The sequence below is a fragment of the Fischerella major NIES-592 genome (assembly GCF_001904645.1).
GTDB classification, from domain to species: Bacteria; Cyanobacteriota; Cyanobacteriia; order Cyanobacteriales; family Nostocaceae; genus Fischerella; species Fischerella thermalis.
In genome coordinates this window covers 331,964-358,141 of sequence record NZ_MRCA01000005.1, presented here as the reverse complement: position 1 = coordinate 358,141, position 26,178 = coordinate 331,964, and the positions used below count along the sequence as shown (strand labels likewise).

Below are 26,178 nucleotides of genomic sequence, written 5' to 3'. Positions count from 1 at the left end.
TCAAGATAACACACAGCATTGTATGAAGATCAAAGCAATTATCCATCCAGCTGAAGAAGGTGGCTACTGGGTAGAAGTTCCTGCGCTTCCCGGTTGTATTACAGAAGGTGACACGATGGAAGAAGTATTAGCTAACTTGAAAGATGCAATTGAAGGATGGCTTGAAGTCGCAAATAGCAGCCATAAGGTTGAAGCAAACGATCAAGTAATCGAAATTGCTGTATGAAATCTATATCTGGTAAGCAGCTGTGTAAGATTGTTGAACAAAAAGGTTGGGTATTGCAAAGAGTCACAGGAAGTCATCACATCTATGAAAATCCTGAAACCAATCAAATAATTTCAATTCCAGTTCATAAAAATAAAGACCTGAAAATTGGAACTTTAAAAGCTTTAATGAAAATAGCTCAGTTAACAGAGGAAGATTTGATTTAGCTGATTGTAGAATAGCGGTCGGTTGTATTTACCTAAACCAAAAATGGCGATCGCTATTTTGTGGAAGTGAGTGCGTAGACACGCAATCCGAGTCAAGAGACATCACCTGTACTCCACGTAGTCAAAGTTTACGCCACTTTTAACGGATTTTGTGGCAAAGCGATCGCCTCTGGTAAAGACTTTCCCTGCTCTTTATACCATTCAATTAAAGACTCAATCACTTCGTGTCCGTGTTTTGCAGCTTCTTCGTAAGTTTTGCCATGAGTATGAAATTGCTGCCAAGGAAATTCGGGTAAGTGTACTAAGTAGCAATCATCCTCGTCTGACCATTGAATTCCCATGCTGTAGCGATGGTTCATTGTTCCTCCTCAATTTCTTTTTGGTTTTCTATCTCCTCTAGCTTTTCCAACACCCGATTGACTTGCTTCTCTAAGTATCTTTGCGCATCATCTCCATCTTTGCCAGCAATAGTAACAGGTTCGTCAGGGATGATTAGCATGATAGAACATACTGCTATTGTAGTTACTTCATTGTTTGCTAGTGCGAAATCAAAGAATGTGATTGCACTCGGGTAACCTAAAACAATACAGGCGATCGCTTTTCTGATGGGTGTGAGTGCGATCGCACAATCTACACCAAACACACAGATTCCCGACTTCTGTTGAGAAGTCGGGAATCTTGTTTTTCGTCATACACAAAGTTACTAAGACAAATCAAACCTAGAGTTTCAGGTTCTAAACTCGAAGTTTTTTATTTCAAGCTCGGAATTTCAAGTTCTAATATCAAGTTCGCATAATTACTTATAATTCTCATTTAACCTCACCCCGCCTCCGGCACCCCTCTCCTTACTAAGGTTACGGTGTACACAAAAGTCGGAAAAACCTGATTCAAATTGACTCGAAAAGCCCAAAATCACAACCTCACCCCGCCTCCGGCACCCCTCTCCTTACTAAGGAGAGGGGCTGGGGGTGAGGTTTTTCGAGGTTTGGAGTGATTTGATCATTTGTGTGTACACGGCGGTAGCCAAGGAGAGGGAAAGATTTTTGCCTAGCAAAAAGCGAGGGTGAGGTTCAGTTTTATGGTTCCTCTGGTAAGCTGTTCAGATAAATATTAAAATCAACTAAAATCTGTGTATTGTCGCCACTTTGCTGCTGTACTTTCCCAGCCGCTAAAGCATGACGATTTAATAAGCTTTCCACAGCCTGTCTAGCATTAGCACCACGCTTGAGAGTGAACAACAAAGTGTCGCTTGTGCAATCATCATTTCTACTCACAGCAACACAAACTACAGGATAATTCTGGAGTGTCCCAGAAATAATATTTTTGAGACTCCCATTGTCATAATTCTTTTGAAATCTGTATGCTACCTGCTGACAACGCACCAAAGGAGTCAAATCAGAGGGGAAGTAGTTACTGCTAACCCAACGAATCATCGGTATCCTTCTGCCATTCTGGGTTTTCGCATAAGTTACAGGGACACCCTTGCTCTTAGCACAAAAAAAGGTTGTGCTACTGGCATAACTAGGCTGATGGATAATTGTTGTTGTGGTCAATGTAGTCAGCAAAGCAATACCACAAAATCTTACAACTTTTGTCAACATGGGACTGAGTAACCTGTTGCTCATAAAAAGTGCGTGATTGGCTAAAAAGCGTAGATTTTACTGTTTTTGGAATATAAGCAACTACAAATATGATTTGTAGAATTTCGGAATTATACTTAGATATATCAGTAAAAATACGATTTCTGAATAAAGAAAGTTTGAAAATGCCTGTTCTAGTTCTGATTTGCTTGTCCTTTATCAATTAGATTGACCGGAAAATCATAGGCACAGGTTTAGTAAATATGGCGGTTTGCATTTGAGTAAAATAAACCTCACCCCGTCCTATCGGACACCCCTCTCCTTACTAAGGAGAGGGGGCAGGAGTGAGGTTTTGTACCTGATTGAGTTGAAAATTGCTATAAACTTAAACTCAGTTAAGATATACCAATCCTAGTTGATTTGTAAAAATTTTCTGCGTAAACAAAACTACCCCAAAAGCTTTATTGGCACCATCTATACTTAGCATCACTTAGCATCATGCGAATTAAATATTTATCAGCTTTTATCATTTATTTTCTTGTTTCAGTACTCTTTTTCTCTTTCGTATCTTCTGCTGAGGCTTCTGTTTGTCGCAATTATCAAGAACATCAAATTTGCATTATTGATATTAAACGCAGTGCGAAAAATTATTGGGAATATCGGGCAGTTGTGAGTGTAGATGGAGTCAAAAGATCCCTCGAAGTTTACAATTGTCGTGACCAAAATAAAGTTGAAGAAGATGGAACTATTGTGCCATTTGATGACATTGATCCTGGTAAATTAATATGCAGATATTTTCAAAAACAAAAGTAAGTAATTAACGAGTTGTCCTCAAGATCGCATTTTATATACGGGTGATTTTGTGGTTTAGGCTGAATGTAAATTGCAGCGATGACAATGATTTTATTTTTGAAATCGAACACAGATGAACACAGATGAACACAGATGTAGACGCCCCTAAGGGCGGCTACCTACGGAAGCCACTCCGTGTCTACCCGCAGGGTACATAGATAGTTCATCCGTATGTATTTAGGTTATGTGTTGCTATTTGCTTTGTCTCAAACAAGTAGACTGTTACCTAATACCGAGTTGCATTCATAGATATTACCTCACCCCGCCTTTGGCACCCCTCTCTTTACCAAGGAGAGGGGCTGTTCTTGTGAGATTTTTAAACACAATTTGGTATAAAATGAATTTATGCAACAAAATTAATTTCTCATTAAATAATGCATACTCAAATTTTCATAATTCATAATTCATAATTCTTCTACATCAATCCTGCTGATTCATACAGGCGTTTGAGCATTGCCATGATCTTGTCACCATAATTTAAATCTGCTGACCACCGTCCTGATAATTGACCTACTAGGGGGGCGATACCACGTGTGACGAAGCGAAATCTTGGATCTACTACATCCTGTACCAGAGGTTCTAAACTGGCGTAAGCTTTCAAGTGTTGGACATGCGCCCTGACCCCAATTCTGGCACTTTCAAACGTTGCTGCTTGGCTACCTCCGCCAATTGTCCCTAATCCTGCAAAGTTATTTTGTTCTGGTTTGATATCATCGCCAAAGCGTAAAAAACCAGTTTCTACACACATTTGGCAGAAAGCTATATCATAGTTAACTCCTTCGATCGCTGCTTCTTCGCGGTAGAGTTTGGCGATGTCAGGAAACCGCACTAAAGCATTTTCATTATTATTTTTGAGAAATATCTGTAACTGTACTTCTGAAGCATTACCATGAGACATGATTTTGTCAATTTGTCCAGAGCAAATCAATAAATTGGAACGTAAAGATACAGTACGACTCGCACTATCCCAACTAATGGAAACGTTAAATTCTCGCAGTTCAATTGCTTTGACATAAACAATTCGCCGATAGGTAATACGGCGGACATTGGGTGCTTTGGACAGATCAATTTGTAAGCGATCTACTAAGTCAATTGGAATATAAGCATTACCGTCAACTAATATCCCTTGCTCGGAATATTTTTGTCCGTTAATGTTAATATTAATTGCCGGATATGTTGCTTCCCCGCCTCCTGAACCGGGATCAACAGCACGACTCCAAGCAGCAAGTCCATCTGCTATTCCTAAGGCAAAATCACGGCGGCGGTTTTGTAGCAAAGCCCGATCTTCTGGATTACTCAAAAAACCAACTTGCATTAACAAGGCAGGCGCTTTTGTTTGGCGACAAAATGCTAAACTGCCCAAACCCGAATTTGTATCTGGTTTCACGCCTCGGTTAGGTAATTGCGTCACACGACGTAGCAACCCCATTAATACCAATTCTGCATTGCTTTTGCGTTCATCGTTGTTGGCAATGTAAAAGACGCTAGCCCCACGCACAGAAGGACTGCTAGCAGCGTCAGCATGAATTTCTAGAGCTACATCACCGCGACGCACACGAGAATTGATCCATTCGATTGTTTGCTTAGCACTCAAGTCATCGGGAACCGATAAAACTTCAAAGCTCCGCGCCCTCAGTTCTGTCAGAATTAAATCGCGCAATAAAATCATTTCTCTGGCTTCTGTCGTCCCACCAGCAACGGAACCTGGATCAATCCCACCTGTTTCTTTGCCTCCGTGGGCTGCGGAAAGAAAAATACGTCCCATTTACAGTATTTCCTCTGATAAAATCTCAGTGTAAGTAATTGAATACATCATTATTGGCTTGGGAACAAGAATATAATAGCTATGAGAAGTTAGTAGTTAGTAGTTAGTTGTGGGTTGATAGCCATTAAACTACTATCCAATAACCACTATCCACTAACCTAATGACTAAATATGTACACTCCCCGCCTACACCCAGACACTATAGAAGAAATTAAACAACGGGCTGACATTTACGATGTCATTTCGGAATACGTTGTTTTACGCAGGCGCGGTAAAGATTTTGTAGGTTTGTGTCCTTTCCACGATGAAAAATCCCCCAGTTTTACCGTCAGCCCTACGAAGCAAATGTACTACTGTTTTGGTTGCCAAGCGGGGGGGAATGGGATCAAGTTTCTGATGGACTTGCACAAGCGTTCTTTTGCGGAAGTGGTGCTGGATTTGGCGCGGCGTTACCAAGTTCCTGTGCAAACTCTGGAACCAGAACAAAGACAGGAGTTACAACGGCAATTATCGGAACGATCGCAACTTTACGAAATTCTCGCTTCTACTGCCCAATTTTATCAACATGCCCTCAGGCAATCCCAAGGACAAATCGCTCTTGAATATCTACAACAAAAGCGGCGATTGCAAGATGAGACTATTGTGCAGTTTAACTTGGGTTACGCTCCTGCGGCTTGGGAAACTCTCTACCGTTATTTAGTTGAAGATAAACGCTATCCGGTGCAGTTGGTGGAAAAAGCCGGGTTAATTAAACCCCGTAAAGAAAGCAGTGGGTATTATGATGTGTTTCGCGATCGCTTAATGATTCCGATTCACGATGTCATGGGAAGGGTAATCGGTTTTGGTGGTAGGACTCTGGGAGATGAGCAACCGAAGTATCTGAATTCACCGGAAACTGAGCTGTTTAATAAGGGTAAAACTTTATTTGCCCTTCATCAAGCCAAAGCTGGTATCTCGCAAATGGATCAAGCCGTGGTGGTGGAAGGATATTTTGATGCGATCGCCCTCCATGCGGCTGGAATTAAGAATGTTGTTGCCTCTTTGGGTACTGCCCTCAGTATAGACCAAGTACGGATACTATTACGCTACACTGACTCTAAACAACTAATACTGAATTTTGACGCCGACAAAGCCGGCAATATCGCCGCCGAAAGGGCAATTGGAGAAATTGCAGAACTGGCATATAAGGGCGAAGTACAACTGAAAATTCTCAATTTACCCGATGGTAAAGATGCCGATGAATATTTGTATACCCATACATCCGCAGATTATCAACAATTGTTAGCAAATGCACCTCTATGGCTAAATTGGCAGATTCAGCAAATTGTTAAGGATCGAGACTTGAAGCAGGCTACAGATTTTCAACAAGTCTCGCAGCAATTAGTAAAATTACTGAAAAATATTGGCAATGTTGATACACTTAACTATTACGTTTCTTATTGTGCAGAAATTCTAGCTTTAGGAGACGCTAGACTAGTACCCTTGCGAGTCGAGAATCTTTTGACTCAAGTTGCACCTCAAAATAATATCAGAGGTATAGCGCGATCGCAGTATAAACCAACTCCAGAATTACCTGCACAGACAAATACAAAGACTCCTACAACTTCAGAAAAGAGTCTGTTAGAACAAGCTGAAGCTTTGCTACTGCGAATATATCTGCATTGTCCGGAACACCGTCAAACCATCAATGATGCTTTAGAAGAACGAGATTTGCAGTTTAGTCTTTCTCACCATCGGTTTTTGTGGCGACAAATTTTAGAAATTGCATCTGAGAGTTTAGAGGATGATCTAATTTCAAGGGTGCAAGACAGATGTTTGCAATTTCCTGAGGAAATGGCGTTGGTTTCCCATTTGTTTCAACTCAACGAAAGAAGTAAAAAAGAAATATTACGTACTCCCCAAGTTGTCCAGGCGACTACTGCTTGTATGGAACGGGTTTTGAGAGAAAAACGCTATCGTCATTTCTTGGAGTTGTGGGAACAAACTGATCCACAGACTGAACCCCAAAGATGGCAATTTTATTATCAAGCTTTTTATGCAGAGAAGTTGCGGTTGCAGGAATTAGATAAACAAAGGCAGTTTTCTTTGACTGATTTGTTGTGAGGTTGTAGGAAAGTTAGAAGTAATCACCTAGAGGTGCTTTTTTAAACGCAAAGGGACGCAGAGTCGGCGCGGAGGTTCGCAAAGTTTCTAAGCATTTTCTTATATTTAATGTTTCAAAATATACTTTTATAATGTTAGATTTTTTGTACTACAAACACTAAATAAAGTAAGAAATTTAAACTATATGCAAGAAAGAATGTGTTCTGATAGTTGGTTTAGATGATCCGGAGGTTAGTGCTATTCGCGATCGCCTCGACTATATGATATCTGGGTGATTTAAGAGACTGACTATTTTGCCAATACAGTAATTACCGAAATTGTAGTTTTTTATTGTATTACTATATAATAATATGATAGATAGTTTTTAAAACGAACTAATAGGAATAAAACAACAATGCTATTCCGTCAACTCTTTGACCAATCCACCTGGACATATACCTACTTAATTGCTGATCTAGGTACAAAAGAAGCTGTTTTGGTTGATCCTGTGATTGAGCAGGTAGAGCGCGATTTGAAGCTGATTCATGAATTGGGTTTAACACTGCGCTACTGCCTAGAAACCCACATTCATGCTGACCACATTACTGGAACAGGCAAACTGCGTTCCCTGACGGGTTGTCAGGGAGTAGTACCAGAAAATGCTCAGGCTAGCTGTGCGGATCGTTTCATTAAAGATGGTGAAGTGTTGCAAGTAGGAGATGTGCAGATTCGAGCGATCGCCACTCCTGGTCATACCGACAGCCATCATGCCTATCTCGTCAACAATGACCGTGTTTTAACTGGAGATGGGCTGTTTATTCGCGGTTGTGGTCGAACTGACTTCCAAAGTGGTAATGCAGGCACCATGTACGATTCTGTTACCCAGCGGTTGTTTACCCTGCCTGATCAGACGCTAGTTTATCCAGGTCATGATTATCGAGGACATACTGTCTCTACGATTGGTGAAGAAAAGCGTTGGAATCCTCGATTTGTTGAACGTATTGGTGAAGCCTCTTCTTTGAGGGATCGCCAGAGTTATATAGAGCTGATGAATAGCCTTAACCTTCCCAATCCCAAGAAGATTATGGAAGCAGTACCAGCAAACGAACTCTGCGGTAATGTCGCCGCCTTAACTTAAGTCAGACTACAAGAGCACATAAAGATATCGAAGAAAATATATGGCAGAGTTTAACTGGTTTACTGCCCTAGTCGGCGGCATACTCATTGGGATCAGTGCCACGCTCTTGTTGGCATTCAATGGTCGAATTGCCGGTATCAGTGGCATTATCAACGGTGCTATCACTTTTAACAAAGACGAAATCTGGCGTTGGATGTTCATCCTTGGTATGTTACTGGGTGGCGTACTCTACGAGTATGGACTAGCATCACAGCCAACTCCAAAGTCTACCTTTGCCCCAGTGGCGATGATCATCGGCGGTTTTCTCGTCGGTTTTGGCACACGCATGGGCAGTGGTTGCACTAGTGGTCATGGAGTGTGTGGACTTGGTCGATTGTCACTCCGCTCGTTAGTTGCAGTCCTCACCTTCTTAACCACTGCCATGATTACGGTCTTTATTGTACGTCACGTGCTGTCGTGAACTAGCCACTAAATGAAAACATGGGCACAGAATGAGCCAATTTCCGCTGAATCTTGAGGATGGGAAGATGAAAATAAATCTCACAGCTTTATTTGCAGGATTGCTGTTTGGTCTCGGACTGGGATTTTCGCAGATGATTGATCGCGATCGCGTGCTTGGCTTTTTGGATGTAACGGGTGTCTGGGATCCCACACTATTGTTTGTCTTAGGTGGAGCCGTTGCTGTCACAGTGATTGCTTTCCGATTTGTGCTACGCTGTCCCCATCCGGTATTAACTGACAAGTTTTATTTACCTACCAAAAAAGACATCGATCTACCTCTAGTTGTAGGATCTGCCATCTTCGGTGTGGGTTGGGGAATTGCTGGATACTGCCCTGGTCCGGGTATCACTGCTTTGGTGTTAGGCATTTGGAATCCAGTTCTATTCATAGTTGCACTCATTGCAGGCTCACTGACCTACAAATGGTACTCAACACGTCTAAGTCACAAACCTAGCAGCACCCCACCAGAATTACCACAATCCCAGTAAAGTTCCATTGGTTTGAGCAACTAAAATGCTTGAGCAAAACACACAGAAAGAGCGATCGCTGCGCTGGAGCCACTATTTACCGATTCTGGATTGGGGTTTGCATTATCGCCGGGAGTATCTTGCAGGTGATCTGACCGCAGGTATCATTGTTGCCAGTCTCCTTATTCCCCAGGGTATGGCCTATGCTTTGTTGGCAGGCTTGCCACCACAGGTCCGGCTTTATGCTAGTATTCTGCCACAAATCATTTATGCATTCCTTGGCACTAGTCGTTTGATCTCAGTTGCGCCTGTGGCGGTGGATTAGCTGATGGTCGCTGCGACTGGAGGACTGAGCCGATCCGTCGTGAATTTTTCTGCAAATGCCAATACGCCTTTGGCATCAATGATCACGGCGTTGATGATTGCACTCACTATGATGCAGTTGGGCAATTACCAATTACCGGCCTTCACAGATATGATAAGTCTTTAAACGAACATGATATGAAAGGGTATTTATACTGAATTCAACTATATTGCTATATAATGTTATACTTAAAATAATACTATACTGGGTATAAAATTTTTGAATTTGGATATGTTGCAAACTTCGCCTATGGCTTTAGCTCCAGTTGCCGACTACTTCAAAGTCTTGTCTGAGGTTAGTCGCCTTCAGGTTTTGTGTTGCCTCAAAGCCGGTGCGAAGAATGTTACCGAAATTATTGAGGAAACGGGACTGGGACAGGCAAATGTCTCCAAACATCTCAAAATTTTGGCTCAAGCAGGCATTGTGAGGCGCCAACCAAGAGGTGTGAGTGTCTATTACGAGATTACCGATCCACTGATTTTTGAATTGTGTGAACTAGTGTGCGATCGCATCGCCCTGCGCTTACAGGAACAGTCTCACCAATTGAAGAAACTCGAAGCATTACGCGAGCAACAAACATCACAAACAAAAATCTCTTCCAGTTCAATCTCCTTTTAAGCGAATATGAAACTAAGCTAATCCACATTTAAGCAGCAACATAGCTACTATTTCCCTTAAATTTTAATTCTCCACTCCCCCCACTCCTCACACTCCACCCTACGGGAAGCCTATGAGCGCGTCTACACACTCCTCACACTCCCCCCACCTCCCCATCTTCATTAGCTAATTCCCCTGCAAAGGTGCATCCAAAACTTTCTTAATGCGATCGCGTGTCTCTAGTAAATGTGCTTTGGTATATTCATCTTCTGCACGGACATTATCCAGTTTCTCGGCTAATTGTTTAAGTTTATACCAAGCTATAGTCCGAGCATCTTCCGGGACATATTGTTTTCGCAACACCATTTCATTGAGTGTTTCCACGTATTGGCGTTGTATGCCTCGACGCAGGCTAGAAATTGTGATGGTTTTGCCTTCGGGTTTTAATACTTCTGTCCAAATGCCATTTTGGAGTGTATCAAATAATTCAGGCAATGTCAGGGAATTTTCGGCTTTATTTTTGAATTCCATGTCTTTGAGACGGGAGAGGCGATCGCCTGAAAGCAAATCCCACAATACCAGACTCTGCATGAACAATACCAAATCATGAATCGGATAGTCTAAGCGACCGATGCGGGGGCTACTACCCCAATGTCGCCAACGTGATGGTGCTAGTTTATTCAGTAAATCTGGTGGGAAGTTAAAAGCATCTTCGCTAAAGACATACTTTTGCAACAGTGCTAATGCTTGCCGTTGTTTTTCTACTGGCACTGCTTTAAATGGTAGTTTTTGTTGTTTCTCACTAGGATGAACTCGATAAAAAGACTGTCCACCGATGTATTTTGTCGCGTAGTAAATGTTTTGGAAATAATTTCCCAGTACTGTACCAAACTGTTCTCTCATATCGCTATAACTATCGCCATCCATAGGAGGGCGTTTGTTCAGACGATCCCACATGATCCGGGCATTTTCTAACTGCCAGCGAGAATAAAGCAAGACATTATTGCTGTTATCCCAAGCATCGGCAGTGGGATCTAGATCATACATGTCTTCATCGGTAGCATAGGTCAATTCTGGCTGGTCAGATTTTTCGGCAATTTTATTCAAAAAGGGTTTCTCACCTACGGGAGTTGTGGCTGGAAATTGGGTGTAACCGTATTGAATAGCCCAGTCATCATAAGGCCCCACCATCTGAGGAAAATAATCTCCTTGTTTTTGATCTTGGGGTGCAATATTTGGTGGAATATAGTCCATTACTGAAGAAACTAGACCTTTGTTGCGGGTAATATCTTTATTGTTCAGTTGTTCTGGTGTCAGCATAGTGCTTCCACGGAAGTTGTGGCGTAACCCCAGAGTATGTCCGACTTCGTGAGCAATAATTAACCTTAAATATTGATGGACATAATTTTTCACCTGTTCACTGCTAGGAGGTGCTGGTTGCAGGAGTCTCATTGCTAGAGAACCAAAGGCAAATTGGTTAGCAGCTTCCATTCCATAACAAAGGTCGTACTCTCCAGCTAGTTTCGATAAATGTTTGGCAAATAGCTTGCGCTTGGTTCGGTTTTGGTTCGCTTCTAAAGCGTTGGCACAAAGCAAGCGATTTTGCATTAATGCTGTCAAAGAAGTCCTGGTTTGTCGTTCATTTTCGTTGGGTTGGATAATTTGGCGATATTCACTTTTGAGGGCGCGGATAAAACTAGCATCTACTAAAATGCTGGCGTTCAAAATTTCTCCAGTCAGGGGATTAACACGAGAAGGCCCCATGGCAAAATATCCATCGATGGTGTTGATCCAGCGAATTGTGTTGTAACGAATATCCGCAGGATCCCATTTGGCGTTATCTGGCATTTGTTTGACTTGGATGGCATCTTTAAAACCAGCCGCCTCAAAGGCTTTGTTCCACATTAGGACGCCTTCAGTAATGGCACTGCGGTATTCTAGGGGTACGGCGTTATCTATCCAAAATACTATCGGTTTTTTGGGAGGAGAAATGGGGGCGTTGGGGTCTTGTTTTTCCAGATGCCAACGGTTGATGTAGCGGACGAAGGGTTCTTTGCGATCGTCGTTGGATAAGTCTTGGTAGGCGGTGATAAAATAGCCGATGCGATCGTCTGCTAGCCGGGGTTGGTAGTTATTATTTGGGAGTTGAGAAAGACTGTAGTGGACGCGCAAGGTAAAGCCACGGCTATCGGGTACACTGATAAAGCCTAATGTTTCGTCGCTGTCTTCTTCGTCTTCGTCATCGCTACTACTGCCAGAGAAATTCATCACCGACTCAATTTCGACATTTTGCGGGAAAACTTTGGCGTTGCCAAAATAAGATTCATCGGCGCTTCCAGGTAATCCCAAGCTGGAGGTTAATCCTGCTAAATCTGTAAGTAGCAAATCACTCAGGTCGATCAAAATAGATTTGCGTTGGGGATGAATACTTTTAATTTCTATGGAGTAGAGAACTGAATCACTAAAGGATCGGGCCAGCGATCGCGCTTGTGGATCTCCTTCACGGGTACGAAAATTGACGTTGCGAACAACAAAATTTAATTTTTTATCTACCCGTTGGAAATAAAACAAGAAATCCTGCAAAGGCATACCACTGTAAATACCAGCTTCGCCAATCCCTGATTCTAAGGTTGCTGTGGCGAGGAAGTTTTTATTTAGCTGTTCTGGTTTGATCTCTAGATATATCTTATTTTCGTCTTTGTTGCGGTACAGAGTAAATAAACCTTGCTGCTTTTGAGTATCTTTGATGACTTCGTTAAAGTCTTCCAAATCATCTTTTTTGGATGGTTTGGAAGTAGAATCAGGTTTTTCGTTTGGCTTTTCTGGTTTATCCTTATTGGGCTTCTCTGAGTCTTTCGCTATCAGTAGCAAAGGCTGCTGCCCAGTTTTTTTAGTATCTTGCACCCAAATAAAAGGCTGGCGCTGTGATTTTTGATTGTTGATTACCCAAACTTTGGATAAGGGTAGAGGAGAAGACAGGGGGACGGAAACAGTGGACATGGAAGCTGTTTGTCTGTTCTGATTTCCTGCTTCTACAGCCAGTGTCTTGGCGTTAGCGATTACTATTCCTAAAAACAAACTAGGTAAATTAACAACATAAAAAGTTAGTCTCTTCATCCGAAATGTCCCTGGCTGCGTTCATTATCTAATTTTTAATACTTGCAAGGCAAAGCTGCTGTGATTTAACTGTTGTTATTACTATTGGCTGACTGTCAAGCCATGTCAAAGATCTTCTCCTGTACAAACTTAGACTATTGGCAGATGACAACATATGTAACTGCTTGATATCAAGCAAAAAACTTTTATGTTAGCTATCATTGACATTTTTTAGCTTTATTGCAATGTTTTACTGTAGTATTTTTCCTAACAACTGCGTCTGTAGCAAACTGTACCTACTATTTTTAGAATTGACCGAATTAAAGATGCTGCGAGGATAATGTTACAGCTCAATCAGATAGCTGGGGGTTAGTGAAAAACAAAAAACTTTTTAAGCAGACATTTTTGTGGAAACCGGAGGAGAAAGTTGAGTCATACCATTTTGGATTGGGACACTCTATCTGGGTATAGATTTTGTAAATCTATTGTCGCAATTATTTGTCAAATTGGTGTCAAATTTAAATAAACTTATGTATGATTTAATACATTTTTTCAAAAATCGACAACTGTCTAGCTGGGAAAAACTCCTATAAATATAACTAAATCATCAGTTGGTGTAACAGTGTTAACGGATACATATATGGCACTATTATATAAAGTCTGGAAGCGTTTGATAACTTATGTTAGAAGAACAGAAGAACAAGAGATATCAAATCTAACGGGTCTTGAACTAAAAGGTGTTTTTCCTTTAGTAAAAATTAATAATACTCAAAATAATTTAAGAGAATTGCTATCACCTGAACAATTGCAGCAAAGTTTGGAAGAATGGACAAAAAACAACGATTCATTGAGTATTAAAATTAGCGATCGCCAATTAGATGAGAACATTTATGATTTATTAGGAAATACTGCATTAAAAATTGAAGTTGTCCAAGCAGTAATGCAGAGGTTGGTTGCCAGTAAAGATTTTCGACCTGTGCTGTTATTTCAGCGTTTAGAAGATTTTTATCGGCGTTGGTGTGAGGGGGTATTTATAGATGCAGCACCCAGTGAAAATTTACCCCAAAAAAAGATGTTGCAGTTGCAAGCGCAAAATATTGCTATTGGGCTACGACAGGTAGACATCAACACAGGACTAAATGTGTTGATTTTACTGTTGGAGTTACATCGCTATGCCCAACAGCGACATGACCTCAAAGCCCAAATAGTTTTCTATCCCTCTGGTCAACGGCACAAAGATAATTTTTTTACATCCCAACTCCTGCGTGTCATCAATTATAGCGATGCGATCGAAATTGGTAATTTTTGTAGTGTTGTTGGGGAATTCCTCCAAGGCAGCAACTTTAGCGGTGCTTATCTTGGGGATGCAAACCTGACTGGTGTTAACTTCAGCGCTGCTAACCTCAATGCTGCTAACCTTGGCGATGCTAACCTCAGTGGCGCTAACCTCAGTGGTGCTAATCTCAGGTGTACTGATCTCAGTAGTGCCAACCTCAGTGGTGCTAACCTAGCTGGTGCGGATCTTTACCGTGCCGACCTCAGTCACGCTGACCTCAGCAGCGCTAATCTCAGCGGTGCTGATCTTAGCCACGCTAACTTGACTAGTGCCAATCTCAGAGATGCAAAACTCAGCAGTAGCTATCTTAGTCACGCGATTCTCTTCGGTGCTAATCTCAGTGATGCGAACCTCAACAGTGCTAACCTCAGCTATGCCGACCTTTGCCGCGCCGACCTCAGTGGTACAGACCTTAATCATGCTGATCTTAGAGGCAGTAACCTCAGTGACACCATTCTCTTTAGCACAAACCTGAGAAATGCTATTCTCATCGCCGCCGATCTCAGCTACGCCAAACTCAACGGTGCTAAACTCAACGGTGCTAACCTCAGAAGTGCAATTCTTTTGGGTGCAGACCTCGGTGGCGTAGATCTGACTGATGTAATTCTCAACGAAGCCGATCTCAGTGGCGTGGTTCTCAATGAAGCTGATCTTAGTGGCGCAGACGTCAGCGACGCTATTCTCTTTGGTACTGACCTTAGTTACGCCAACCTCAGCAGCGCTAACCTCAGTGGTAGTAACTTGAGTGGTGCAATTCTCAGTGGTGCAGACCTCAGCTATACAAACCTGAGTCATGCGATTTTAGGCGGTGCAGACCTTAGCGACGCTAACCTAGAAAAAGTGACTTGGAATGAAAATTTAGAGTGGGAAGATGTGCGTGGTTTAGATAAAGCGGTAAATGTGCCAGAAGCTTTAAAGCAGCAGTTGGGATTGGTGTAGGCAGAAGGCAGGAGGTAGAAAGAAATAAGATTTTTTCAGGCGTTATGTTAACTAGATTATTTCTTTTTGGCAAAAACTCTCAATTTAAAATCCAAAATAGCGTAACCTATAAAAAATGATTTCTCTTCAGTACTTTTGCGGATTTCAGATAGTTTATGATTTAGATATAACATAGAAGAATTACTGTCTGTCAAAACAGATAACCACAAGAAAATCTCATAAAAAGCAGAAAATACATCTATTTCTATACCCCTACACCCTTACACCCATTTTGAGCTAGGATGCTTCCCTACAGTGTTTAAGTATGCCCAATGACAACATTTTGCAGAATGCTGATGACACTACCCTGGTTAATCAGATCAGTAACTGTGTTTACCAAGCGATCGCCACCATTCAAGAACAAGAACCAGAGTTATTGCTAGAAAAGTATAGAAATATAGACTGGCGTAGTAGTCGCAATCAATCTGCATTCACAGCAAAATTAGCAGAGTTACTCAATTCAAATTACGCTAATCACGCCTTATTTTCAGAACTGCAAAAATTTTTGAAAGTTCTCCTAACTCCCGAATCTTTCAATTCATCTATATTAATCAACTTACTAGATACAATTCGTCAACTTTCCTCTAACAACACGGAATCAGATCACTCATTTATTTCTCAAAACTTAGAACTATCACAGCAAATTTCAGTTGTTAATAATACTAAAATTTTGCCAAATATAGGCATAGCAATTTTACTTTTAGATGCAGAAAATCTACAAATCAATGTCGAAGTAGAAAAATTTTTAACAACGATTTGTGCTTACTCCCTACAAGTTAAAATCGCCTTTGCGAATTGGCGTAGTCTGGGAAAATTTGATGTTGAACTTCATGAACGTGGTTATGAATTAATTCATGTTCCACCAGGGAGAGACAATGCCGATGGTAAGATGATCGCTTTTGGTTCATCAATTTATGAGCGTTACCCAAAAGCGAAAGAAATCTTGGTTTGTTCAACAGATCATGTTATGACAAATCTCTGCAACCATCTTCAGCAAAATGGGTTGACAGTATATAGGGTGAGTAAACAAGGAGAAACTCTCAGTGTATTGAATAACAATACAGGTAAAATTATTAACATCATACCAAATATACCATCACTGGAAAAATTTATTAAACAACTTAAGAAAATCATCAAAGCCGAACAAAAACGCACAAATAGTTATTGGATTAAACTAGCTCAAATTTCCCAAACTTTTAAAAATCACTATCAAATCAGTATTAGCGAAGTTGTATCTAAGCATTTTCCTGGAAAAAGAGCAAGAGATATTTTTATCCACTATCCTAATGAATTTGTCATCCATCAAATTGATGAAAAATCTGAGTTATATGTGGCACTATTTGAAATTGGTGACAGCCAAGAATTAGATAGTATGGAAACAATGCCAGAAAATAGTGTTTCTTCATGTTTAGTGCCTAATATTAAATCTAAGACTGATTTAGAAGAGGCACTTAAACAGATTATAATCAATTTAACTATTAAATCTCCTGGAAGTTACGTTGATATTGGTATTTTGGGGAGTAAGTTTAATCAGCAATATGGCAAACCAATTACTGAGCAAATGAAAAGTTTACGGCTTAGCGGTGGTTTTATTAAATTTTTAAAATCGAGTACAATTTTTGTACTCAAGCAGACAGAAAAAACATGGCAAGTCGCTGTTAGGTAAGTGGGATATTGGGTAGTTGCAACCAGACTTCTTAGAAAAGTTGGGGATCTGGGGTTGTTACCTATTCCCTATTCCCACTTAAGAGTTACGTCTAATGTGAATTAACAAAGGCGCTAATAGATCATGGGAAATACTCAACAAACCAATGACCACCCAACCACCCATGAAAGATCCATCTGTGTTATCTGTGTTTATCGGTGTGTATCGGTGGTCGATTTCTAAAAAAACGTTTTTTACCAGGCGCAAGGAATATTGCATCTCCATATTCAATTCACATCAGGCGTGAGTTTCCTAATCACTTATCTACAGCACACATCACTACTACAAACTTAAATCTAATAAAGCATTTATACTTTCATTGGATAAATCGTATAAATATCTCACCTGTTTAATATTACTAAAATGCTTTTGAATAGACTTACGATAGGTTGGATCGTAGTGACTATGTAAAATATCTTTTATAAATAATTCCCACTTTTCAGCATCAATTAATTGATACCAGTGATGTATTTTTTCCCAACCATAACGATATTTTAGTTTTTCCAATTTAACTTTTAAAATATCAGGATATTCTATGAAATGAGAATATTTTTGTAAGAGAAATTTAACTCTGGCAGTGATTGGTAGTTGAATTTCTATACAACAAGCCTGTTTCATTTTCTCCCACAAAGACTTAGGTAAATAAATTTTACCTACTTTCATGCTTTCTGACTCTATCCAAATGGGTTGACTAGGATTAAAGCTTTGCAGTTGTTGTAAAAGTAATGATTCAAAGTACTTTTGTGAGGGTTGGGGTGAAAGTTTATCTTGCCATTCTTCGCCTAACAGAGAACCACGATGCTGAGCTAAATTTTCTAAATCTAATACTTGAGCGCCACGTTCACGCATTTTCTGTAAAATGTGGGTTTTACCACTACCAGTAAAACCACACAGTATTTTGTAGGTAAATTTTTTGGGCAATTCTTCTATTTGCTGACGTACATAAGCGCGATAAGTTTTGTAACCGCCTTCAAGTAGTGTTACGCGCCAACCAATTTGACTAAGTACCAAAGCCATACTTAAAGAACGCTGTCCACCTCGCCAGCAATATACTAAAGGATGATATTTCTTTTCTTTATTGGCAAAATGTTGAGTGATATGCTCAGAAAGATTTTTTGCTACCAAAGCTGCACCTAATTTTCTGGCTTGAAATGGGTTAATTTGCTTGTATATTGTTCCAACTTCTACGCGTTCAGAATCATATAGTACAGGTAAATTAATTGCGCCAGGAATGTGATCTTCGGTAAATTCTTGAGGAGAGCGAACGTCAATAATTTCAGTGTAGGTTTCTGTCCAAGGTTGTTGAGTGTATGTAGGTAAAGGTGGCATGTGATTTCGATATTAGAAATAAATAATTGTTGGGAAATAAGGTTTATTTTCCTGATTTTAATAAATGGCATCAGGCTCCTATGAACACCTTAGCGTAGCTATAGCATTCCTAAATCATTTGTGAGTGCTAAGATCCCTGACTTCTCCAAGAAGTTGGGGATCTGAGCTTTGCAATTCTCACAAATCAGAAATAATAAACACTAAACACCCACCGAGTGGCATAGTAGTAAGGTGGGTACTACCCACCCTACTATTTTTCAGGGGTATACAATCAAAATGACAGACTTCCGAGAACTCAGAGAATGGGAAAAAGCCCATGAGTTAACAGTTGCAGTCTATGAAGCCACACAGTCTTTCCCTGAAGAGGAATTACTGGGGTTAACGCAACAAATACGTTTAGCCTGTTCTGCAATCCCCGTGAAAATAGCCCAGGGATGCAATCGCGAAGACAGAGAAGATCAAGTTAATTTTCTGGAAATGGCAATGGATGCAGCGATTGAGGTAGAGTATTATCTCTTGCTGTGTTATGAGTTGGATATGCTTGATTCTGCTGATTACGATCGCCTGGTTAGCAAGACAGTGGAAGCAAAAGAACTATTGGAATTGTTCATTGATAAGCTTAGCCATAGATAGTTAGTAGTTAGTGGTTGTTTGGTGTTTATTGTTTGAAATCATTGACAACCAACAACGAACAACCAACAATGAACAATAACGCAATGATTAAACTCACTCCCCAACATTTGCAAATTATCTGTTGTCACGCCGAAGCAACTTACCCGGAGGAGTGCTGTGGTATTATTTTCGGTCATCTAGGTGATGATGGCAAAACCGTAATCGAAATTATGCCCACGGAAAATGCTTGGAGTGCAGCAGCTGCGGCAGATTTTCCTGGTGATGAAGAAATCATACACTCTAAGCAGCGTAGGTATGCGATCGCACCCCAAGTCATGTTAAAAGCACAAAAAGAAGCGCGAACACGCTCTATCGATATAATAGGTATTTATCACTCCCATCCCGACCATCCAGCAATTCCCTCCGAATTCGACCGACAGTGTGCTTGGCAAGAATACTCGTACATGATAATTTCTGTGCAAAATGGCAAGGCTGGTGATATTAACAGCTGGTGTCTTGATGATCACCACCAGTTCCAACCAGAGACAATTGAAAAGTTACTTTAAAAACCACCAAGACACAAAGACACAAAGGGTATCGTTTTTGGATAGGATATAAAGTCCGCGCTTCCTCATCTAACTGCTATGCTAAATCCGAATTTGGATGAAATCCAGCTAACAAAAGACGATTACGAACGCTACTCCCGACATCTAATTTTGCCGGAAGTAGGTGTAGAAGGGCAAAAGCGCCTGAAAGCTGCTAGCGTACTGTGTATTGGTACGGGTGGACTGGGTTCACCGTTACTTTTATACCTGGCGGCGGCGGGTATTGGACGCATCGGTATTGTTGATTTCGATGTTGTCGATACTTCTAACCTACAGCGTCAGGTGATTCACGGTACGTCTTGGGTGGGTAAACCCAAGATTGAATCAGCTAAGAATCGCATTCTTGAAATTAACCCCTATTGTCAGGTTGATCTTTACGAAACTCGTCTTAGTTCCGAAAACGCCCTTGACATCGTTAGGCCTTATGATGTTGTAGTTGATGGAACTGATAATTTCCCGACACGCTATCTGGTCAATGATGCTTGCGTGTTGTTGGATAAACCCAACGTCTACGGTTCTATTTTCCGCTTTGAAGGGCAAGCAACGGTATTTAACTACGAGGGTGGGCCAAATTATCGTGATTTGTACCCAGAACCCCCACCACCAGGGATGGTTCCTTCCTGTGCAGAAGGCGGTGTCTTGGGGATTTTACCAGGAATTATTGGTGTCATCCAGGCAACAGAAACTGTCAAAATCATTATGCGTCAGGGGAATACTCTAAGTGGACGCTTGCTGCTGTACAATGCCTTAGAAATGAAATTCCGCGAATTGAAGTTGCGTCCTAACCCGGTACGTCCAGTAATAGAAAAGTTGATAGATTACGAACAATTCTGCGGTATTCCACAAGCGCAAGCAGAGGAGGCTAAACAGCAAATGGAACTTTCCGAAATGACTGTGCAGGAATTGAAGCAATTGTTGGATAGCGGTGCTGACAATTTTGTACTGCTGGATGTTCGCAACCCAAATGAATATGAAATTGCCAAGATCCCTGGTTCTGTATTAGTACCATTATCTGATATTGAAAATGGTGATGGTGTTAACAAAGTTCGAGAACTGGTGAACGGTCATCGCTTGATTGTTCATTGTAAGTCGGGTATGCGTTCTGCAAAAGCTTTGGGAATTCTCAAGCAAGCGGGAATTGATGGTACAAACGTGAAGGGTGGAATTCTGGCTTGGAGTAAGGAAGTTGATCCATCTGTGCCTACGTATTAGTATCAAAGGCAGTCCTGATGAAAAAATTTCACGAGCTTTGCCATGAAAAATCTCACCCCCTCCCCCTCTACTTGCTAAGGAGAGGGGTGGCGTAGCCGGGGTGAGGTTACTGTCAAGGCAGAAGGCAAAGTTTTCTAAAGCCTAAGATGCACACAGATTAAAATAACCTGTGTGCATTTAATTATTTAAGGCAAATTATCGTGTCGTTACGACAGAAGTTTGTGATCTAACGACAGCTTGTTGGGAAATAGCGATCGCTCTTTTTTATCATCCCACAAAGCAAGATTTTGGGCAAAACTCCAAGTAGTAGTGAGGATTGTATGATTTTTTGTAAAAAATAGAACCGCAGAGGACGCAGAGAAAGCAGAGGGAGTAAGAAAGTGCGATCGCACTCTGCAATGACAACCAAATTTTTTCTACCACAGGTGTGAGACACAATTAACCTAGTTTCTGCAACGATCGCGATGGAGAAATAGAGGGCAATACATGGAAATTCGTACACCAGACTGGGTTAAACATGCTGTTTTCTATCAAATTTTTCCTGATCGTTTTGCTAGAAGCAAACAACCACGCAAGCGATTGTTGCGTAATGCGAGTTGGGAAGATTGGGAGGCTATGCCTACACTCCAAGGTTACAAGGGAGGGGATCTATGGGGTGTACTGGAACAGTTAGATTATATTCAGGATTTGGGATTTAATGCTATTTACTTTACGCCGATTTTCCAATCTGCGAGTAATCACCGCTATCACACCCACGATTATTATCAAGTTGATCCGATGTTGGGGGGTAATCCAGCTTTTAAAGAATTGCTAGACGCGGCCCACGCCCGTAATATTAAAGTTGTTTTGGATGGAGTGTTTAATCATTCCAGTCGTGGCTTTTTCTTTTTCCACGATGTTTTGGAAAATGGCCCCCATTCGCCTTGGGTAGATTGGTTCAAGATTAAAGGTTGGCCCCTTTCCCCTTACAATGGTGAGTTTCCTGCTAACTATGTAGGTTGGGCTGACAATCGCGCCTTACCAGTATTCAACCACGACAACCCAGAAGTACGGGAGTACATTATGGAAATTGCTGAATACTGGATTAAATTTGGCATTGATGGTTGGCGCTTGGATGTACCATTTGAAATTAAAATTCCTGGTTTTTGGCAAGAGTTTCGCGATCGCGTCAAAGCTATTAATCCTGAAGCTTATATTGTGGGTGAAGTGTGGGGAGATTCCCGCGAATGGTTGGATGGTACGCAGTTTGACGGTGTGATGAATTATTTATTTGCTGCACCAACAATTGCATTTACCGCAGGCGATCGCGTCGATATTGAACAAGTACAAGATCGTTCCTATCATCCTTATCCACCGTTATTTGCAGCTGAGTACGCTACCAAAATGCAGGAACTACTACAACTTTACCCCTGGGAAATTCAACTCACACAGTTAAATTTGCTGGCGAGTCACGATACTGCTAGGTTGATTTCTATTGCTGGGGGCGATATTCCGAGTGTGGAACTAGCAACTCTGCTGCTACTGACTTTTCCTGGTGCTACTAGTATCTATTATGGTGATGAAGTGGGTTTACCTGGTCGTCTCGATCCCGATTCCCGGCGTGGTTTTCCTCTGGAAGCAAACTGGAATCAAGATATTCTCAACACCCACCGCCGATTAATTGCCCTCCGTCATACTTATCGCTGCTTGCGTACAGGAGATTATCAAGTTTTATATGCCCAAGCAGAAGTTTTTGTTTTTACCCGCACTTTAGATGATGAAAAATTAATCATTGCAGTCAATGCTGGTACTGCATCGGCAAAAACAAATATAAATATTAACTGGCATAGCCAACTCAATAAGCTTTTATATGGCAATGCTAAAATCGAGTGGTACGGTGAAGCAGAAACTAGAAAATTAAGTTTAAATCTTCCTCCCCGCAGTGGTTGTATTTTAGGTCATGGGTAGACATTTGAATCACCTTGGAATTAATTCCAAGGATAATAGCCCAACTCTACTAAAGTAGACTGCTATTAGCCTGCAATTTCAATCGCAGGCGATTATTTGATCAATAATGTGGATGACTGAAATTTATCATCAACGGATGCGATCGCGACCACCGATCCTTCAACTGTCTGCTTGAATCATAAAATACAGCTTAAGTCTGAAGTTATTTAAACATAATAATTTTGGACTTAGACCTGTTTTTTTATGATTTGATGATCAAAAACTTATAGTGTAAAAATTGCAAGACTCAGAATCCCCGACTTTTTAAAAAAGTCGGGGATCTTTTTGTTCACGAATGATTGAGAAACGCTATCTAAACCCATGGGATCGCTGCAAGTAGCAGTGCTATGTTAGTAGTTAGTAGATTATTGAGATCCAACCTTGATTTGCAGAAGAGATTCCCAATCTTTAATTGCCTCTTCTGACCACATCCAATTGTTAGCTAATTGATTTTTTTGAAAACTAACAGGATCATCCTTGACTACCATTTGCCGCAGTTTTACTGCTTCATTAAGATATTGATCTCGTTTAGAATCTGGCTGATTACGTGCAGATTTGTACAATCCAATGGCTAAGCCTGCATAGGCTGTTAAAGTATCATGAGTTTCTTGTTTTGCTTTGACTACTATGTTACTAGCTGATGTATTCTGTTTGACAGCTGCATTCAATGCTTTAAACCAAGAGTCGTTGGCACGATTGAGATTGCCTTCTGCGTAGTAAGCAAAACCTAAAGCATTAGAATATAAAAGCGAATTGGGTTCTGTTCTCACAGCATTTTCCCAAAAACGACGGGCATCATCGACACTATATCTGGTGTCTTTGATTTGGACAAACTGCCATGCCAAGCGTCCTTTTAAAAAGTTGACAAATGGATTGTCTAACTGATTGGTAGGAACAAGATCAAGGGCTGTTTTGGCGTTATCGAGAGCATTACGATCAAGAAGTGCCTCTACAGCTAATAGTCCATTGTGTAAGTCACCATTGCTCAGTTTCTCGGTAGCATAGGCGGTGACAATTCCGGTTGCCTCTGTTTTTATACTAGTCGGTGATAAATTCTGGCTAGGTTTAGACTCGGTGGAAATTGATGGTATGTCAGATAGGGTTGAGTTTCGTTGCTGCCACCAATTTATACCAAAAAATACTGCGATCGCACTCACTCCCACAAATCCAACTATAGACAACAACTGACGTCGAGCGCGTCGTCTATAGGCAGCTTTCTCAGATGGGGTAATGTAAGAAGAAGCAAAAGTACTTTGCCAATCTGCACCTAAGCTATCATCAACGGCTACTTCATCACTTGCTGGTGTAATTTGTCTATTTGGCGCTATTTGTGGTGCAAATTCTCCCCACAATGCAGCCAGATTATCATTTTCAGTGTCATCAATAGTATCTTCTCCATCCTGCCCTATGAGTTCGGCTTTCATGGAGGTTTGCTCGTTAGCATCTGTGGAATTGCCTAGTTCACCAAATATATCTGCGACTACAGATGAATCCTGGGCATAGGTTGGGTCATCATACTCAATTTCATCTACCAAATCACCCCAGGTTTCTTCGCCTAACCAGTCTAACTCCGCAGAGTCTTGTGTCAGACCAGAGGCAACCATATCATCCATTGGCAAAGACAGATCGGTATTATCTGCTGTGGCTGGGTAAAGTGCTGGTGTTCCCCCTAAGGCCGGATCATACTCGTTGAGCAATTTTGTCGTTTGGGGTACATCAATTTCTGGTCCGAGATAACCATTAAAATCTTTATCAAGATACAAAATAGGCAAAGCCCAGTACATCTGATGCGATCCATAGGCAGAGATTAACCCCTGTCGTACCCGGCTCACACACAAATCTACAGGATAGCCTTGAGCAAGGTTACGGTAAAATAGCTGTGTCAATGTCAGTGCTACTTCATCAGGAATGCGTTCTGACATTGCTAAAACACTCCTAATACCTCGCTTTACTAAGCTTTCGGTAAGATTACGTTCGCCTGTTTCTTGAGTAGGAGCACAGGTAGCTGCGTATGCGCCCAAGCAGGAGTTAAACACAGCCATTTGAATGTTGTTGTTGACGAGTAAACCTGCTAAGTCGTCCCCACTTAGTGTCTCGGTGAGGCCTGTTCTACTACTAACAAGATAAATTTCGCCGCCATTAGGGCCTAAGTTACTGTGACCGGAATAGTGCAGGATGTGATAACGTCTCTGTTCCAGGGCTTGTGTTAATTCTTCCCTACCTGGCTGTTCTAACAAAGTTAGTTCAATACCTGGTAGATAAGCCCCAGTTTCCGAGAAGCGTGGTGATTGGCGATGTAGTTCTGCTTGTAGTTCTTCAGCTTCTTGTTTGAGTAAATTTAAACGGGTTCGATCATTGGGAGAAGCAATTACCATTAATACTCTGATACCACCATCTTCCGGCGGTGTAGGCAAATTTGATGGTAGACGAGACGCTCCATTAATTCCCGAGTGGAAGCGAGAAAAAGCAATATATGGCCCTGTGGCTATGGGGCGATCGCCTGCGTGCATCACTTCCCAAGGCAAACGCGCCAACCGATTATCTTTTAACCCCAAACGTAGACGCAACACGCCTTGGCGATTTTGGGCGATACCTTGGGCAGCCATCCAACTATCTCTGAGGGTGCCTTTAAACAATTTATCGTAAAAGTCCCGACCCAATGCTGCTAAGTTGACAGAGTTTCTGGCGATCGCATCTCCCTGTAACACTAACTTCAATGGGTCATTCATTAAATTTCCAGCAGCTGTCAACCAATCAGTTACAGGCCAAGTCACCAGCTCTTCTGCCAACGGAACTCCCTGCGCGACTCTTTCCGTCCGCACCAAGTAGTCGTTTTGCCCTACAGGGGTTACGGAAATTTGAAATTCCTGGGTCACAACTTCTCCTGTTTGCCTCCTACGAGCCGATTTGAAATGCGATTCATTTTCAAGTGATGTTTCGCTGTTTCTGATACATTTAGATGCATCTTGTCACCAAGATGTTTCTGATTTAAGTTGTTTTGCTGCTCTTGCAACTTCTACAACTTTAATCCGGATTTATCGGCTGTGCCTAGAACATTCTTATTGGTAGATGCACCTTGATCTTTAACTCCCCTGCTTGGCTAATACACGCTGGGGGGTTTTTTCTATGCTTACCAGAAAAACGTTCCCAATGCACCAAAAAATTATCCTTTCTTTTCAAGGAATAACTTGAAGGGGATAGGTATATAGGGATGTAAGGGTTTTAAACACCTTATATCCCTTACTAAACAGCACTTCTTGCCTAAAGCCTTGATTGTTTGTATTTATCTGTTAGTGCGATTACAGTTATTTTTACCCCTCTTTATGATCCCCAGCCTCAATCAGAGTAGAGATCACAAGTTTCCTTTTAATTATTTGACATTCATAATGTTTTTACACACCGTGAAAGGTCAAATAAATTATCCTGATGACAGGATTGACAACCAGAATTTTGAATTGGTAGATATACCCTGGTAACTCGGCTTCCCTAGTTAGCTATCAAGCACTAGGGTTTTTTCTTTTGATCACCCAGTTTCCTACAA

At 41.2% G+C, this 26,178-nt stretch carries 24 protein-coding genes; 16 read left to right on the top strand and 8 right to left on the bottom strand.

Features of this window, described 5'->3' with window-relative positions:
• Nucleotides 1-22 precede the first annotated feature (22 nt).
• Nucleotides 23-226: a type II toxin-antitoxin system HicB family antitoxin gene (locus NIES592_RS12350; RefSeq protein ID WP_026723058.1), complete on the top strand. Its 204-nt coding sequence runs from the start codon at nucleotides 23-25 to the stop codon at nucleotides 224-226.
• Nucleotides 223-432: a type II toxin-antitoxin system HicA family toxin gene (locus tag NIES592_RS12345; RefSeq protein ID WP_062246721.1), complete on the top strand. Its 210-nt coding sequence runs from the start codon at nucleotides 223-225 to the stop codon at nucleotides 430-432. The genes NIES592_RS12350 and NIES592_RS12345 overlap by 4 nt, the downstream gene beginning before the upstream one ends.
• 128 nt (nucleotides 433-560) lie before the next feature.
• On the opposite strand, the gene NIES592_RS12340 is transcribed toward NIES592_RS12345, so the two are convergent.
• The 3 genes from NIES592_RS12340 to NIES592_RS12330 all read right to left on the bottom strand — a co-directional run bounded on the left by NIES592_RS12340 (nucleotide 561) and on the right by NIES592_RS12330 (nucleotide 2,033).
• Nucleotides 561-791 carry a type II toxin-antitoxin system HicB family antitoxin gene (locus NIES592_RS12340; protein ID WP_073555890.1) on the bottom strand — a complete coding sequence of 77 codons (231 nt, stop codon included), beginning with the start codon at nucleotides 789-791 and terminating at the stop codon, nucleotides 561-563.
• Nucleotides 788-1,075, bottom strand: coding sequence for a hypothetical protein (locus NIES592_RS12335; protein WP_073555889.1), 288 nt, complete (start codon nucleotides 1,073-1,075; stop codon nucleotides 788-790). The genes NIES592_RS12340 and NIES592_RS12335 overlap by 4 nt, the downstream gene beginning before the upstream one ends.
• A 433-nt stretch (nucleotides 1,076-1,508) precedes the next feature.
• Nucleotides 1,509-2,033 carry a COP23 domain-containing protein gene (locus NIES592_RS12330; RefSeq protein WP_370745862.1) on the bottom strand — a complete coding sequence of 175 codons (525 nt, stop codon included), beginning with the start codon at nucleotides 2,031-2,033 and terminating at the stop codon, nucleotides 1,509-1,511.
• Nucleotides 2,034-2,510: 477 nt separating this feature from the next.
• On the opposite strand from NIES592_RS12330, the gene NIES592_RS12325 reads away from it, so the two are divergent.
• Nucleotides 2,511-2,825: a hypothetical protein gene (locus NIES592_RS12325; protein ID WP_073555887.1), complete on the top strand. Its 315-nt coding sequence runs from the start codon at nucleotides 2,511-2,513 to the stop codon at nucleotides 2,823-2,825.
• Between the two features lie 454 nt (nucleotides 2,826-3,279).
• Here NIES592_RS12325 and tftA read toward each other — a convergent pair whose 3' ends face one another.
• Complete coding sequence (tftA, locus tag NIES592_RS12320; RefSeq protein ID WP_073555886.1) at nucleotides 3,280-4,629, bottom strand: hormogonium tapered terminus morphoprotein TftA; 1,350 nt, start codon at nucleotides 4,627-4,629, stop codon at nucleotides 3,280-3,282.
• A gap of 171 nt (nucleotides 4,630-4,800) precedes the next feature.
• On the opposite strand from tftA, the gene dnaG reads away from it, so the two are divergent.
• The 7 genes from dnaG to NIES592_RS12285 all read left to right on the top strand — a co-directional run bounded on the left by dnaG (nucleotide 4,801) and on the right by NIES592_RS12285 (nucleotide 9,799).
• Nucleotides 4,801-6,732 carry a DNA primase gene (gene dnaG / locus NIES592_RS12315; RefSeq protein WP_073555885.1) on the top strand — a complete coding sequence of 644 codons (1,932 nt, stop codon included), beginning with the start codon at nucleotides 4,801-4,803 and terminating at the stop codon, nucleotides 6,730-6,732.
• 394 nt (nucleotides 6,733-7,126) lie between these two features.
• A complete protein-coding gene (locus tag NIES592_RS12310; protein WP_073555884.1) occupies nucleotides 7,127-7,849 on the top strand; it encodes an MBL fold metallo-hydrolase in 723 nt (240 codons plus the stop codon).
• 40 nt (nucleotides 7,850-7,889) lie between these two features.
• Nucleotides 7,890-8,309 (top strand): YeeE/YedE family protein, encoded by a 420-nt coding sequence (locus NIES592_RS12305; protein ID WP_062246704.1) that lies wholly within the window; start codon nucleotides 7,890-7,892, stop codon nucleotides 8,307-8,309.
• 67 nt (nucleotides 8,310-8,376) lie between these two features.
• A complete protein-coding gene (locus NIES592_RS12300) occupies nucleotides 8,377-8,838 on the top strand; it encodes a YeeE/YedE family protein (RefSeq protein WP_073555883.1) in 462 nt (153 codons plus the stop codon).
• Between the two features lie 25 nt (nucleotides 8,839-8,863).
• On the top strand, nucleotides 8,864-9,142 hold the full coding sequence (locus NIES592_RS25875; RefSeq protein WP_073555882.1) for a SulP family inorganic anion transporter: 279 nt from the start codon (nucleotides 8,864-8,866) through the stop codon (nucleotides 9,140-9,142).
• Between the two features lie 3 nt (nucleotides 9,143-9,145).
• Entirely contained in the window at nucleotides 9,146-9,307 is a 162-nt protein-coding gene (locus NIES592_RS25870; RefSeq protein WP_146005817.1) for a SulP family inorganic anion transporter, read from the top strand.
• A 105-nt stretch (nucleotides 9,308-9,412) separates the two neighbouring features.
• Nucleotides 9,413-9,799: an ArsR/SmtB family transcription factor gene (locus NIES592_RS12285; RefSeq protein ID WP_073555881.1), complete on the top strand. Its 387-nt coding sequence runs from the start codon at nucleotides 9,413-9,415 to the stop codon at nucleotides 9,797-9,799.
• Nucleotides 9,800-9,964: 165 nt separating this feature from the next.
• Here the strand turns inward: NIES592_RS12285 and NIES592_RS12280 are convergent, their stop codons facing one another.
• On the bottom strand, nucleotides 9,965-12,895 hold the full coding sequence (locus NIES592_RS12280; protein WP_073555880.1) for a zinc-dependent metalloprotease: 2,931 nt from the start codon (nucleotides 12,893-12,895) through the stop codon (nucleotides 9,965-9,967).
• Between the two features lie 619 nt (nucleotides 12,896-13,514).
• On the opposite strand from NIES592_RS12280, the gene NIES592_RS12275 reads away from it, so the two are divergent.
• Together NIES592_RS12275 and NIES592_RS12270 are read left to right on the top strand one after the other, a co-directional pair.
• Entirely contained in the window at nucleotides 13,515-15,149 is a 1,635-nt protein-coding gene (locus NIES592_RS12275) for a pentapeptide repeat-containing protein (RefSeq protein ID WP_073555879.1), read from the top strand.
• Nucleotides 15,150-15,453: 304 nt separating this feature from the next.
• The gene (locus tag NIES592_RS12270) at nucleotides 15,454-16,854 is read left to right on the top strand and encodes an NYN domain-containing protein (RefSeq protein WP_073555878.1); all 1,401 of its coding nucleotides are present in this window, start codon (nucleotides 15,454-15,456) and stop codon (nucleotides 16,852-16,854) included.
• A 78-nt stretch (nucleotides 16,855-16,932) separates the two neighbouring features.
• Here NIES592_RS12270 and NIES592_RS12265 read toward each other — a convergent pair whose 3' ends face one another.
• Together NIES592_RS12265 and mnmH are read right to left on the bottom strand one after the other, a co-directional pair.
• Nucleotides 16,933-17,118 (bottom strand): hypothetical protein, encoded by a 186-nt coding sequence (locus tag NIES592_RS12265; protein WP_073555877.1) that lies wholly within the window; start codon nucleotides 17,116-17,118, stop codon nucleotides 16,933-16,935.
• 57 nt (nucleotides 17,119-17,175) lie between these two features.
• Nucleotides 17,176-18,222, bottom strand: a complete 1,047-nt coding sequence (gene mnmH, locus NIES592_RS12260) for a tRNA 2-selenouridine(34) synthase MnmH (RefSeq protein ID WP_073555876.1) — start codon at nucleotides 18,220-18,222, stop codon at nucleotides 17,176-17,178.
• Between the two features lie 276 nt (nucleotides 18,223-18,498).
• On the opposite strand from mnmH, the gene NIES592_RS12255 reads away from it, so the two are divergent.
• From NIES592_RS12255 to NIES592_RS12240, 4 genes are all read left to right on the top strand, one after another.
• Nucleotides 18,499-18,855 carry a four helix bundle protein gene (locus NIES592_RS12255; RefSeq protein ID WP_016866836.1) on the top strand — a complete coding sequence of 119 codons (357 nt, stop codon included), beginning with the start codon at nucleotides 18,499-18,501 and terminating at the stop codon, nucleotides 18,853-18,855.
• Between the two features lie 83 nt (nucleotides 18,856-18,938).
• Complete coding sequence (locus tag NIES592_RS12250; protein ID WP_073555911.1) at nucleotides 18,939-19,400, top strand: Mov34/MPN/PAD-1 family protein; 462 nt, start codon at nucleotides 18,939-18,941, stop codon at nucleotides 19,398-19,400.
• 78 nt (nucleotides 19,401-19,478) lie between these two features.
• A complete protein-coding gene (gene moeB, locus NIES592_RS12245; RefSeq protein ID WP_073555875.1) occupies nucleotides 19,479-20,651 on the top strand; it encodes a molybdopterin-synthase adenylyltransferase MoeB in 1,173 nt (390 codons plus the stop codon).
• Between the two features lie 486 nt (nucleotides 20,652-21,137).
• Nucleotides 21,138-22,598 (top strand): glycoside hydrolase family 13 protein, encoded by a 1,461-nt coding sequence (locus NIES592_RS12240; protein WP_062246688.1) that lies wholly within the window; start codon nucleotides 21,138-21,140, stop codon nucleotides 22,596-22,598.
• 404 nt (nucleotides 22,599-23,002) lie between these two features.
• On the opposite strand, the gene hetF is transcribed toward NIES592_RS12240, so the two are convergent.
• Nucleotides 23,003-25,513: a cell division protein HetF gene (gene hetF, locus NIES592_RS12235; protein ID WP_073555874.1), complete on the bottom strand. Its 2,511-nt coding sequence runs from the start codon at nucleotides 25,511-25,513 to the stop codon at nucleotides 23,003-23,005.
• Between the last annotated feature and the right edge of the window lie 665 nt (nucleotides 25,514-26,178).